A 12,338-nucleotide genomic window follows, 5' to 3' on the forward strand; every position below is an offset into this window, starting at 1 on the left:
CTGTACCCCGGATCACATGAGGAGGACGAAGGTAAAAATCCTCAGGTCTAGCCCGCCGCTGCCACGCGAGCCCGCTCCTCACCGGCCGCGATCTCGGCGTACAGGTCGACGCAGTAGCGCCCGAAGTCGATCTGGATGGTGTGCCGCGGGGCGCTGTAGTACTGCGCGAGGTGGGCCGCCTCGTCGGCCCTCATGATCTCCTCCTGCTCCGCGACGGACGGCAGCGCGTACTGGCCGACGAGCAGCTTCGCGAGCAGCTTGGACTGCTGCTCGGCGAGGTTGACGATCGTCGGGGACGACTGCGCGAGTCCGGCGTAGAAGAGGTGGTCGACGCCCGGCTTGATCATCCGCTTGAAGAGCGGGTAGCGGTGCTCGGCGTCCGGGTGCAGGTCGGCCTCGTCGTCCTCGAAGAAGGGGAAGCTCATGTCGTAGCCGGTCGCGCACACGATGACGTCGGCCTCGACGCTCGACCCGTCGGCGAGGTGGACGGTGCGGCCGTCGAGCCGTTCGATCGCCGGCAGCATGTGGATGTCGCCGGAGCCGGCCTTGGTGAGGAAGTCGGCGCTCACCGACGGGTGGGCCGCCAGCGGCTCGTGGTCCGGCTCGGGCAGGCCGTAGGTCGTCATGCTGCCGACGAGCTCGCGGATCAGCGCCCGCGACGCGGCGAGCGCCTGCTCCTTGGGGATGTCCGGCGGCGCCATCACCTTGTCGGCGGGCTGGCCGTTGCGGTACTTCGGCAGCACCCAGACGCCGCGTCGGGCCGAGACGTAGAGCGTCTCGGCCATCCACGGCGCGGACAGCTCGCTCGCGATGTCCATCGCGGAGTTGCCCATGCCGACGACGATCACCCGCTTGCCGCGCATCTCGATGGGCTCGAACGGCGAGACGTAGGAGTGGCTGTGCATCAGGACGCCGTCGAACTCGCCCGGGTAGTCGGGCAGCCGCGGCTTCCAGTGGTGGCCGTTCGCGACGACGAGGTCGGTGTAGGTGCGGGTCTCGCCGGTGCTGAGGGTGACCTCCCAGCCGCCCGCCTCGGTACGACGCGCGCGCTCGACGCCGGTGTTGAAGGTGATCTTGTCGCGCAGGCCGAAGTGGTCGACGTAGTCGCGGAAGTACTGGTGGATCAGGGTGTGGTGCGGGAAGTGCGGGAAGTCCGCGGGCGCGGGGTAGTCCTCGAACTCCAGCCGCGAGGTCGAGGTGTCGATGTGCAGCGACTCGTAGACCGACGAGCGGCCGTTGGGGTTGCGGAAGTACCAGTTGCCGCCCACGTCGTCGGACAGCTCGAACTGGTCGTAGTCGATGCCGTGGTCCTTCAGGCGCTTGGCCGTGGTGAAGCCCGAGCAGCCGGCGCCGATGATGCAGACCTTCACGGGCCCGCTCACGCTCCGGCCTCCAGGCACGCGAACGCGGTGCGCACGTAGGCGTCGGTGCGGGGGCTGGACGTCATGTGGTTCTCCAGACGGTTGGGTGCGTAGGCGACGGTGACGCGGCGGTCGAGGTCGTTGACGACGATGGCGCCGCCGTACCCCGTCCACCAGCAGACACGGCCGTCGGGGACGGCCGGCGCGGAGCTCGGGTGCGGGAGGCCGTAGCCGATGCCCCAGCGCACCGGCAGGAGCAGGACCTTGTCGACGCCCTCCGCCTGGACCTCGAAGATCCGGTCGATCGTGGCCGGGGAGAGGAGGCGCACGCCGCCGACCTCGCCGCCGTGGGAGACGACCGACTGGGCGCGGGCGATCGAGCGGGCGTTGCCGTGGCCGTTGGCGCCGGCGACCGAGACCCGGCGCCACCCGGGCGTGTTCCAGATCGCCGGGTCGAGGAACGGGTTGACCAGCGTCGGCACCAGCAGGTTGCCCTCGGGCAGCGCGCTGACGTCGATGCCGCCGGGTGGGGGTGGGATCAGGTCGGCGCAGCGACCGAGCACCTCCTCGGGGACACCGAGGTGGAAGTCGGCGCCGAGCGGCTCGGCGACCAGGGTGCGGAAGTGCTCGGACAGCGGGACGCCGGTGGCGCCCCGCACGAGGCCGTCGAGGAGGTGGCCGTAGTCGACCATGTGGTAGCCCGACGCGGTCCCGGGCTCCCACCACGGCTCCTGCTCGGCCAGCATCCGCTCGGACCTCTCCAGGTCCAGGAGGCCGGGAACGTCGAGCGTCGCGGTCCACCCGGCGTACCCCGAGGTGTGCGCGAGCAGGTGCCGCACGAGCACGTCGTCGCGGGCGAAGTCCGGCCAGTACGACGAGACCGGCGCGTCCAGGTCGAGCACGCCGCGGTCGGCCAGCACGAGCGTGGTGAGCGCCGCCATCGTCTTGGTGACCGACCAGACCTGCACGACGGTGTCCTCGGCCCACGGCACCCCGGGGCGCGCCTCGCCGCCCCACAGGTCGACGACCAGCTCGCCGTCGTGGACGACCGCGACGGAGGCGCCGGCCTCGGTGCCGTCGGTCAGGCAGGCCTCGAAGAGGTCCGCGAGGGGTTGGTACGACGGGTGGTGGGTGCCGGGCATGCCAGCACCCTAGGCAGAAATGAGAACAGGTTCTAGGTCGCGCGTCAGCGCAGTGCGTAGGTCGCCATCGAGACGCCGACGTAGTGCGACACGAACGCCAGGATCGTGAAGGTGTGGAAGACCTCGTGGAACCCGAACCAGCGCGGCCACGGGTTGGGCCGCTTGAAGCCGTAGACCACGCCACCGAACGTGTAGAGCGCGCCGCCCACGACGATCATGGTGAAGGTGGCGATGCCGATCCCGAGGCCTAGCCGGGTGGCGCCGTCGAAGAAGGACGGGATGAAGAAGATCGCCGCCCACCCGAGGGCGATGTAGATCGGCACGTAGAGCCAGCGCGGCGCGTCGGTCCAGAAGACCCGGAAGCCGACGCCCAGGATCGCACCGGTCCACACGGTGGCCAGCAGGACCACCTGCTGGGTGCCGTGCAGCAGGAGGAGGCTGAACGGCGTGTAGGAGCCGGCGATCAGCAGGAAGATGTTGGAGTGGTCGAAGCGGCGCAGGAACGCCCACACCCGCGGTGACCAGGTGCCGGTGTGGTAGATCGCCGACACGGTGAAGAGGATTAGCGCCGAGCCGGTGAAGAGCGCCGAGCCGATCCGGGTGGTGGTGTTCGGCGAGAGGCAGATCAGCACGATGCCGGCGGCCAGCGTGAGCGGCGCGGTCGCCAGGTGCAGCCACCCGCGCAGCTTCGGCTTGATCTCGTCCTTCTTGGCCTTGAGGTCGGCGACGGCGTCGTGGAGCTGGTCGAGCCCCGTGCGCACCGCGTCGTTCATGGCCTGGTTCATGGCGTCAGGCTACCCGGCGGTCGGTCAGGGAAACCGCCGAACCCCGCGGCTACCATCGTGATGTGGCCGACTGGAAGCGGGGAGTACGACGGGTCCTCTACCCGGCGTACGAGGCGAGGGTCCTGCGGCGCATGCCCGACGACATCCCCAAGCACGTGGGGGTGATGCTCGACGGCAACCGGCGCTGGGCCAAGGCCGTCGGCCGCGACACCGCGCACGGCCACCGCGCCGGCGCCGCCAACATCGAGCCGCTGCTCGGCTGGTGCGACGAGGTCGGCATCGAGGTGGTCACCCTGTGGCTGCTCTCGACCGACAACCTGTCCGAGCGGCCGGTCAGCGAGCTCGAGCCGCTGCTGCAGATCATCGCCGAGGCGGTCGACTCGCTCGCCGACGCGCGGCGGTGGCGGATCCACCCGGTGGGTGCGCTCGACCTGCTGCCCGACCACATCGCGGCCCGGCTCAAGCTCGCCGAGGAGCGCACCCGCGACGTCGAGGGCATGCTCGTCAACGTCGCGGTGCCCTACGGCGGCCGCCGCGAGATCGCCGACGCCGTCCGGTCACTGCTCCAGGAGGCCGCCGCGCAGGGCACCTCGATGGAGGAGCTGGCCACCGTCCTCGACGTCGAGCACATCGCCGAGCACCTCTACACCAAGGGGCAGCCCGACCCCGACCTGGTCATCCGCACCTCCGGCGAGCAGCGGCTCGGCGGCTTCCTGCTCTGGCAGTCGGCGAAGTCGGAGTTCTACTTCTGCGAGGCCTACTGGCCCGAGTTCCGCCGGGTCGACTTCCTCCGCGCCATCCGTGCGTACGCGATGCGGGAGCGCCGCTACGGGGCGTGAGCCGGCGGGTTTCCCCGGCTGCCCGGGGAAACCCGCTCGACGCTCCGGTGATCCACGGCGTGGCGGGCGGGTTTCGGCCGACGACCCCGGCTCGGCGCGGCCGTCAGAGCCGCCGCGAGCCGTCCGTATTTCGTGCACGTGACGTTCACCCACACGTTCGGGCGTGTCGCCCGAATCCACCAGATTCGCGGCGTACGTTCCAGACATCGGCGAGTGGGGAAGCTCGCCGTACCGGGAGGCCCGTTCGTGAGCATTCACGACTGCACCACGCACCAGCTGGGGGAGAGGCCCTGCTGGCGCGCGACCGGGAGCCGGCACTCCGGCGCTCGGGCTCGATCCGGTCCATCAGTGTGAACTGAGGGCCGGACGCGGAGTGCCCGCCCGGCCTTGTGAAGGGGTGTCACCGTGCCGACCCAGGCTCCGAAGACCCAGCGCTCCTCCTCCACCACCCGCACGCGGACCCGCGCCAAAGCGCCGAGCGTCCGCACCTACGTGCTCGACACGAGCGTGCTGCTGGCCGATCCCGGCGCGCTGCGCCGGTTCGCCGAGCACGAGGTCGTGCTGCCCGTGGTGGTGATCACGGAGCTGGAGGGCAAGCGGCACCACCCCGAGCTGGGCTTCTTCGCGCGGACGGCGCTGCGGATGCTCGACGAGCTGCGGGTCACCCACGGCCGGCTCGACGCCCCGGTGCCGGTCGGCGACGAGGGCGGCACGGTCCGGGTCGAGCTCAACCACACCGACCCCGAGTCGCTGCCGTCGGGCTTCCGGCTGGGTGACAACGACACCCGCATCCTCGCCGTCGCGCGCAACCTCGCCAACGAGGGCCACGACGTCACGCTCGTCTCCAAGGACCTGCCGCTGCGGATCAAGGCCTCCGCGGTCGGCCTCGACGCCGAGGAGTACCGCGCCGAGGCGATCAGCGACTCCGACACCGGCTACTCCGGGATGGCGGAGATCGACGTGACCGCCGCCGACCTCGACGAGCTGTACGACGACGGCGTGATCGATCTCGACGTCGCCCGTGACCTGCCCTGCCACCAGGGTCTGGTGCTGCTCTCCGACCGGGGTACGGCGCTCGGGCGGGTCGGCGCCGACAAGCGCGTGCACCTGGTCCGCGGCGACCGGGAGGCCTTCGGCATCCACGGCCGCTCCGCGGAGCAGCGGATCGCGCTCGAGATGCTGCTCGACCCCGAGGTCGGGATCGTGTCCCTCGGCGGCCGCGCCGGCACCGGCAAGTCGGCGATGGCGCTGTGCGCCGGGCTCGAGGCCGTCATGGAGCGCCGGCAGCACAAGAAGGTCGTGGTCTTCCGCCCGCTCTTCGCGGTCGGCGGCCAGGAGCTCGGCTACCTGCCCGGCTCGGAGTCGGAGAAGATGTCGCCGTGGGCGCAGGCCGTCTTCGACACCCTCGGCGCGATGACCTCGCGCGACGTGATCGAGGAGGTCCTCGACCGCGGCATGCTCGAGGTGCTGCCGCTGACCCACATCCGCGGCCGCTCGCTGCACGACGCGTTCGTGATCGTCGACGAGGCCCAGTCGCTGGAGCGCAACGTGCTGCTCACCGTGCTCTCCCGGATCGGCGCCAACTCCAAGGTCGTGCTCACCCACGACGTCGCCCAGCGCGACAACCTGCGGGTCGGCCGCCACGACGGCGTCGTCGCGGTCGTGGAGAAGCTCAAGGGCCACCCGCTCTTCGCGCACGTCACGCTGACCCGCTCGGAGCGCTCCCCGATCGCAGCCCTGGTCACCGAGATGCTGGAGGACGTCACGCTCTGACGGCCGCCGACCAAGCAGTCCCGCCCGCGGCGGAGGTGTGGGGGGGGGGGCCGGGGGGGCGGGGGGCCCCCCCCCCCCCCACGGGGGGGGGGTTGGACGGCGCGCACAGGGGGGGGGGTGCCCGGGGGCGCCGGGCCACCCCCCCACACTCGAGTGGAGGGTGTGACTCACGGGACGCACGTGACGCGATCTTTCCTCAAAATCGGGGTCGAATCCGCGGGTTCGGTTTGCGTGCGCCGATGTCGTCAGGCAGGGTGGCCCGTGATCTTTTCGTGACCTTGCTGCCCAGCGATGTATCCAGCGGCCCTAGTTCCGCGCAGGTCCCGAAACACCCCGAGCACCACCGAGCACCACCTCGAACGATGCCCCGAGTCGTCTACCCCGAGTCCTGAGCCCTTGTCGAAGCACGCCAAGTACACCCCGAAGCACCGTCATGTCGCCGAGCGCCCCGCGCGTACGGCGATCAAGAAGGCGGTCGTCATGTCCTCGGTCGCGGTCGCCGCGACCGGCGTGGCGGTCTCCGGAGGCGTGCTCGGGCAACCGACCGGCGTGCCGACGGTCGCCGACGACCTCGGCTCCGCCACAGGCGCCACGCTCGCCGGGCACGCGGGCGACAGCGACACCGACCGGGCTCCGGTCGCCACGCGCTCGTTCGACCGCCGCGGCGACGCCGACCCGGCCAAGAAGGCGGCGCTCTCGGCCGGTACCGGCCCGGCCGTGACCCGCTCGGTCGAGCTCTCCGACGGCGACCCCCGCGACATCGCGCAGGCACTGATGCCGCAGTTCGGCTTCTCCTCCGACCAGTTCGGCTGCCTCGACTCCCTCTGGACCCGCGAGAGCGGCTGGAACCCCGCCGCGCAGAACGCCTCCTCCGGCGCCTTCGGCATCCCGCAGGCGCTCCCCGGCTCCAAGATGGCCAGCGCCGGTGCCGACTGGGCCACCAACCCGGCGACCCAGATCGAGTGGGGCCTGGGCTACATCCAGGACCGCTACGGCAGCCCCTGCGGCGCCTGGTCGCACTCCGAGTCGTACGGCTGGTACTGACTCGTTGGACGACTGGCTCAGTTCGTCATGGTGTTCTTCAGGTGGGCGCCGATGTAGCCGACGTAGACCCTGCCGCTTCCGCTGTAGTCGTCGAGGTAGTACATCCGCGGGGACACCATCCCAAGGTGTCCCAGTTTGAAATGTGCCTCCATGCGCGCCGACCCTGAGGGATCCACCGTGACGGGCACCGGGAAGTCACGCAAGTCTCCCCACTGCTGCATCGTCACGCTTGTCTCCCCCTCGGCATACTTCTTCTTCGGCATTGACTGGTACCCGTTTGGTGTCTCGCGGAGGTACTGCCGGACGTTAGTGCCGCATTTGCCGTCGTTCCGGGCTCGCACGTAATCAGCCAAGGCCAGGAGAGCCTGCCAAGCCACTGAAGCAATCTTTCCGACGGTATCGACCGAGTCGAGCGCCAAGAGTTCGTTCTCGTCTCCAGTAAAGACGACGCCGGCATTCTCTAGTTCGGGCAGCCTGTCCAGGAGCTCTGCCCAGTTCTCGGGCGTTGTCCGGTAAGCCTCTTCGGGAACGACCGCGAACGCCCCGTCGTAGTCGCCCGCAGCTTCAAGCCTCGAGCGTAGCCAACGATTCTCGTCCTCTAGCTTGCTCGCGTCAGAGGCCGCCACACGCTCGTCGATTTGCGATTCTTCATATGCAAGGTTCAGCAGGGACAAACGGTCTTCAAGCTCGGCGATCTGCTCGCCTCGATCTGCGAGCTGTAGCTCGATCTGCTTGACGCGTTGCGCCACGGCATCCGCTTGCGCTGTCTTGGCAGCCAACTGCGAGATCGACTCGCCATCCAAGCCAGCAAGGCCGAGGGCAGACGTCACGTGATCGAGTTTCGACTTGAGTTGCGCAAGCTCCAGAAGGGCGGCTGTCAGCTCAAGCTCGGCGGGGAGAGGCTCCCGCGGGGCACTGGCCTCGACGTCCGGCGCCTGCTCCCTTGGTGTGCGGGGCGGAGTGGGCGTGACTTCAGTGACCGCGCTGGTGGGCTCGAGCTCGCTCCCTGCGCGATTCTCACCGAGCCCGGGAGATGCTTGTGATCCATCGGGAACGAACGCAGCGATTGACTCAACTAGCGTGCGGTCCTCCAGCCGACGGAAGGTCCGATCAGTCTGTGTCCAGCCGTCAGGCGGAGGCCGGAGGAAGGCGTGTCGACGGGCAATCCTGCCAAGCAGTTGTTGGATGACTTGATCGGGTTCCCTTGCAAGGCGCTCCGTCGTCAGAAACTTGTGCCGGAGTGCGTCCCCTCGGACGGCAGGGTCGACCTCGGGGAGGTAGGTGCGGAGCGTCCACGGTGCGACCGCGTGGGGAAGGCCGAGTGCAGACGATAGTTGAGTAGTGGCTTCGGGGGACAGCACAGCCACCTGAGCTAGGCCCCGTACCTGCCGCGCCCAGCGGGATACTTGATGGCGAAAGGCCGCGAAGTCGATCGACCCATGACTAGTCCCGGCGACGAAGAACAGGCCTCTGCGGTCGGGGTCGCACAACTGGTCTAAAAACTCTTCGATCCCCGTGGGTCCGACCGTCTGAGTGTCGCTCGACATCAACGTGTCGCCGTCCGTCAGTGGCAGCGCGTCCAGAAGATATGTCGCAAGGCGTGGCACCGCGGTCCAGCGGCCCTGACTGTTGCCTACTTGGAGGGCGACCCAGGCGTCCCCTTCGGCCGGCACTCTGACGGTCAACTGCGAACGCCAATCGCCAAGCGGTGTCGCCTCGACAAGTCGAGCCCGGAACTCGCGTCCAGCAGAGGACTCGTGGTGCAGGGTCAGAAGGTCCCGATCGTGACCCGTCTGTTGCTGATAGCCGCTTTTGTCGAGCGTCGGATCCCAGCCATCCTTCTGCACTCGAAGCCACGCCGCGAACTGTGACTGGGCAACCGCAATCGGATCTGTGGCGCCAGCGCCCACGCGCAGAGACATCTGATACGAGTTGGACGCAGTTCGCTCGTCACTTGCGGCCACCGACCTATTCGCCATGGCGCGGACCTTAACTCTCGGCGCCTGCTCCGACGAGTGAAACGGCCGCAGCCCGATCGTTGGCGTGCCGACCCTGGTTGCCATGGCTCCGGACGTCTAGTCCGGGCAGTAATCCGCTTCCTCGCGCATGGCCCGACGGGTCAGGGGTGCGTCATCGACTCCACGTCGAGCGCCTCGTCCAGCTGCTCCTCGGTGAGCTCGCCGCGCTCGACGTAGCCCATCGCGAGCACGGTCTCGCGGATCGTCGCGCCGTCGGCGAGGGCCTGCTTGGCGACCTTCGCCGCGGCCTCGTAGCCGAGGTACTTGTTGAGCGGGGTGACGACCGAGGGCGAGGACTCGGCGTACTGCCGCATCCGGTCGGCGTTCGCGGTGATGCCGTCGACGCACCGGGTCGCGAGCAGGCGCGAGGACGCCGCGAGCAGCCGGACCGACTCGAGCACGTTGCGCGCCATCACCGGCATCGCGACGTTGAGCTCGAAGGCGCCGCTGGCGCCGGCGGCCGCGACGGCGGCGTCGTTGCCGATCACCTGGAAGCAGACCATGAGCGTGGCCTCGGGCAGCACCGGGTTGACCTTGCCGGGCATGATGCTCGACCCCGGCTGGAGGTCGGGGAGGTGGATCTCCGCGAGGCCGGTGGTCGGGCCCGACGACATCCAGCGCAGGTCGTTGCAGATCTTGGTGAGCCCGACCGCGATCGTGCGGAGCACGCCGGACAGCTCGACCAGCGAGTCGCGGGTGCCCTGGGCCTCGAAGTGGTTGCGGGCCTCGGTGAAGGGCTGGCCCGCCTGCTCGGAGAGGACGGCGATGACCCGCTCGGCGAAGCCGGGCGGCGTGTTGATGCCGGTGCCGACGGCGGTGCCGCCCAGCGGCAGCTCGCGGACCCGGGGGAGCACCGACTCGAGCCGCTCGGCGGCGTACCGCAGCGTCGCGGCGTAGCCCCCGAGCTCCTGGCCGAGCATCACCGGCGTCGCGTCCATCAGGTGCGTGCGGCCGGACTTCACCAGCCCGGCGAACTCCTCCGCCTTGCGCTCGAACGACGAGGCCAGCACGTCGAGCGCCGGCAGCAGGTCGTCGGCGACGGCGAGGGCGGCCGCGACGTGGATCGCGGTCGGGAAGGTGTCGTTGCTCGACTGGCTGGCGTTGACGTGGTCGTTGGGGTGGACGTCGGTCCCGGCCCGCTGGGCGAGGGTCGCGATGACCTCGTTGGCGTTCATGTTGGAGCTGGTGCCCGACCCGGTCTGGAAGACGTCGATCGGGAAGCCGTCGTCGTGCTGACCGTCGACGACCTCGGAGGAGGCGGCGACGATCGCGTCCGCCTGCGCCGGGTCGAGGACGCCGAGCTCGGCGTTGACGGTCGCGGCGGCGCGCTTGACCCGGCCGATCGCGTGGATCAGCGCCGGCTCGATCGGGGTGCCGCTGATCGGGAAGTTCTCGACCGCACGCTGGGTCTGCGCCCGCCAGAGCGCCTCGCGGGGCACCCGGACCTCGCCCATGCTGTCGTGCTCGGTCCGGAACTCCTCGTCGTCGCTCACGCCTCCGACGTTACCCGCGCGACGTAGAGCCAGTACTGCTCGTCCCGGTCCTGGAGCAGGACGTCGTACGGCCGCGCCTCGGCGTCGCCGAACACCGCACGCAGCGCCTTCTCGAGCTCGGGCGCCTCGGCGGCGGACCAGATCACCAGGACCCCGCCGGTGCGCAGCGCCTGCCGTGCCGACTCGAGGAACGGCTCGCGGTAGAGCGCCGCGTTGGCGTCGTGGACGAGGTAGCCGGGCCCGTTGTCGACGTCGAGCAGCACCAGGTCGTACGACGCCGGCGTCGCCTCGGCGAGCGCGACCGCGATGTCGGCCACGACGACGCTGACCCGCTCGTCGGCGAGGAGGGCCGGGCCCTGCGGCACCGTGCCGTCGCGCATCCAGTCGACCAGCGCCTGCTCGATCTCGACCACGGCGCACCGCTCGACGCGGCTGTCCGCGAGCACCTCGTGCATGGTGAAGCCGAGCCCGAGTCCCCCCACCACGACCGCCCGCGGGTCGTCGGCGACCTCGAGCGCGGCCCGGGCGAGTGCCCGCTCGGTGCTCACCTCGACGGTGTCCATCACGAACACGCCGTTGGCGCGCAGCTCCAGCGCGGTCGGGGCGTTCTCGGGGCGCCGCTCGCGCAGCACCAGCTCGCCCCGCTCGGTCTCGGCGCGCGCGATCTCGACGTACTCCACGCGCCCGACCCTACGGAACGGACCGATCCTCGCGTCGCCCGCGGGCGATCACTCCGCCGAGCGGACCCGGATCCCGGTGACGGGCACGGTGACCGTGCCGGACGGGTCGGTGAAGAAGTCGTTGCCCTTGTCGTCGACGACGATGAAGGCGGGGAAGTCCTCGACCTCGATCTTCCAGACCGCCTCCATGCCGAGCTCGGGGTACTCGATGACCTCCTGGCTCTTGATGCAGTCCTGGGCGAGCCGGGCCGCGGGGCCGCCGATCGAGCCGAGGTAGAAGCCGCCGTACTCGTCGCACGCCTCGGTGACCTGCTTGGAGCGGTTGCCCTTGGCGAGCATCACCATCGAGCCGCCGGCAGCCTGGAAGGACTTCACGTAGGAGTCCATGCGGCCGGCGGTGGTGGGGCCGAAGGACCCCGACGCCATGCCGGCCGGGGTCTTGGCGGGCCCGGCGTAGTAGACCGGGTGGTCCTTGAGGTACGCCGGCATCTCCTCGCCGGCGTCGAGGCGCTCCTGGATCTTCGCGTGCGCGATGTCGCGCGCGACGACGAGCGGGCCGGTGAGGGAGAGGCGGGTCTTCACGGGGTACTGCGAGAGCTGGGCGAGGATCTCCGACATCGGCCGGTTGAGGTCCACGGAGACGACCTCGCCGCCGGAGATGTCCTCGGCCACGCCGGCGTCGGGCATGTACTGCGCCGGGTCGGTCTCGAGCTGCTCGAGGAAGACGCCCTCGGCGGTGATCTTGCCGAGCGCCTGCCGGTCGGCCGAGCAGGAGACCGCGATCGCGACCGGGCACGAGGCGCCGTGGCGCGGCAGCCGCACCACGCGCACGTCGTGGCAGAAGTACTTGCCGCCGAACTGCGCGCCGATGCCGAAGGACTGGGTGAGCTTGAAGACCTCCTCCTCGAGCTCGACGTCGCGGAAGCCGTGGGCGCTCATCGAGCCCTCGGTCGGGAGGTTGTCGAGGTAGTGCGCCGAGGCGTACTTCGCGGTCTTGAGCGCGAACTCCGCCGACGTGCCGCCGATGACGACCGCCAGGTGGTACGGCGGACACGCGGCCGTGCCGAGCGAGCGGATCTTCTCGTCGAGGAAGGTCAGCAGGCGCTGAGGATTGAGGATCGCCTTGGTCTCCTGGAAGAGGAAGGACTTGTTGGCCGAGCCGCCGCCCTTGGCCATGAACAGGAACTTGTACTCCGGCTTCCC

Annotated in this window: 10 protein-coding genes; 3 read left to right on the top strand and 7 right to left on the bottom strand. The window is 69.9% G+C overall.

Annotated elements, in window-relative coordinates; translation table 11 throughout:
- Nucleotides 1-47: 47 nt before the first annotated feature.
- From K8U61_RS16830 to trhA, 3 genes are read right to left on the bottom strand one after another with little or no spacing between them, the layout of a single operon-like run.
- Nucleotides 48-1,382, bottom strand: a complete 1,335-nt coding sequence (locus K8U61_RS16830; RefSeq protein WP_224124201.1) for a flavin-containing monooxygenase — start codon at nucleotides 1,380-1,382, stop codon at nucleotides 48-50.
- On the bottom strand, nucleotides 1,379-2,503 hold the full coding sequence (locus tag K8U61_RS16835) for a serine hydrolase domain-containing protein (protein ID WP_224124202.1): 1,125 nt from the start codon (nucleotides 2,501-2,503) through the stop codon (nucleotides 1,379-1,381). Before K8U61_RS16835 ends, K8U61_RS16830 begins: the two co-directional genes overlap by 4 nt.
- 44 nt (nucleotides 2,504-2,547) lie before the next feature.
- Entirely contained in the window at nucleotides 2,548-3,288 is a 741-nt protein-coding gene (gene trhA, locus K8U61_RS16840) for a PAQR family membrane homeostasis protein TrhA (RefSeq protein ID WP_224124203.1), read from the bottom strand.
- A gap of 62 nt (nucleotides 3,289-3,350) precedes the next feature.
- Here trhA and K8U61_RS16845 point away from each other — a divergent pair, with 62 nt between their 5' ends.
- The 3 genes from K8U61_RS16845 to K8U61_RS16855 all read left to right on the top strand — a co-directional run bounded on the left by K8U61_RS16845 (nucleotide 3,351) and on the right by K8U61_RS16855 (nucleotide 6,944).
- Nucleotides 3,351-4,127 (top strand): isoprenyl transferase, encoded by a 777-nt coding sequence (locus K8U61_RS16845; protein ID WP_224124204.1) that lies wholly within the window; start codon nucleotides 3,351-3,353, stop codon nucleotides 4,125-4,127.
- A 492-nt stretch (nucleotides 4,128-4,619) separates the two neighbouring features.
- Entirely contained in the window at nucleotides 4,620-5,900 is a 1,281-nt protein-coding gene (gene phoH2, locus K8U61_RS16850) for an RNA 5'-3' helicase PhoH2 (RefSeq protein WP_224124212.1), read from the top strand.
- Nucleotides 5,901-6,296: 396 nt separating this feature from the next.
- Nucleotides 6,297-6,944: an aggregation-promoting factor C-terminal-like domain-containing protein gene (locus tag K8U61_RS16855; protein ID WP_224124205.1), complete on the top strand. Its 648-nt coding sequence runs from the start codon at nucleotides 6,297-6,299 to the stop codon at nucleotides 6,942-6,944.
- A gap of 17 nt (nucleotides 6,945-6,961) precedes the next feature.
- Here the strand turns inward: K8U61_RS16855 and K8U61_RS16860 are convergent, their stop codons facing one another.
- From K8U61_RS16860 to K8U61_RS16875, 4 genes are all read right to left on the bottom strand, one after another.
- On the bottom strand, nucleotides 6,962-9,007 hold the full coding sequence (locus K8U61_RS16860; protein WP_224124206.1) for a hypothetical protein: 2,046 nt from the start codon (nucleotides 9,005-9,007) through the stop codon (nucleotides 6,962-6,964).
- A gap of 56 nt (nucleotides 9,008-9,063) precedes the next feature.
- Nucleotides 9,064-10,455 (bottom strand): class II fumarate hydratase, encoded by a 1,392-nt coding sequence (locus K8U61_RS16865; protein ID WP_224124207.1) that lies wholly within the window; start codon nucleotides 10,453-10,455, stop codon nucleotides 9,064-9,066.
- The gene (locus K8U61_RS16870; protein WP_224124208.1) at nucleotides 10,452-11,135 is read right to left on the bottom strand and encodes a spermidine synthase; all 684 of its coding nucleotides are present in this window, start codon (nucleotides 11,133-11,135) and stop codon (nucleotides 10,452-10,454) included. The genes K8U61_RS16865 and K8U61_RS16870 overlap by 4 nt, the downstream gene beginning before the upstream one ends.
- Nucleotides 11,136-11,183: 48 nt before the next feature.
- The coding region (locus K8U61_RS16875) for a FumA C-terminus/TtdB family hydratase beta subunit (RefSeq protein ID WP_224124209.1) at nucleotides 11,184-12,338 on the bottom strand (1,155 nt) is incomplete at its 5' end.

It is taken from the genome of Nocardioides mangrovi (assembly GCF_020073815.1).
GTDB lineage: Bacteria > Actinomycetota > Actinomycetes > Propionibacteriales > Nocardioidaceae > Nocardioides > Nocardioides mangrovi.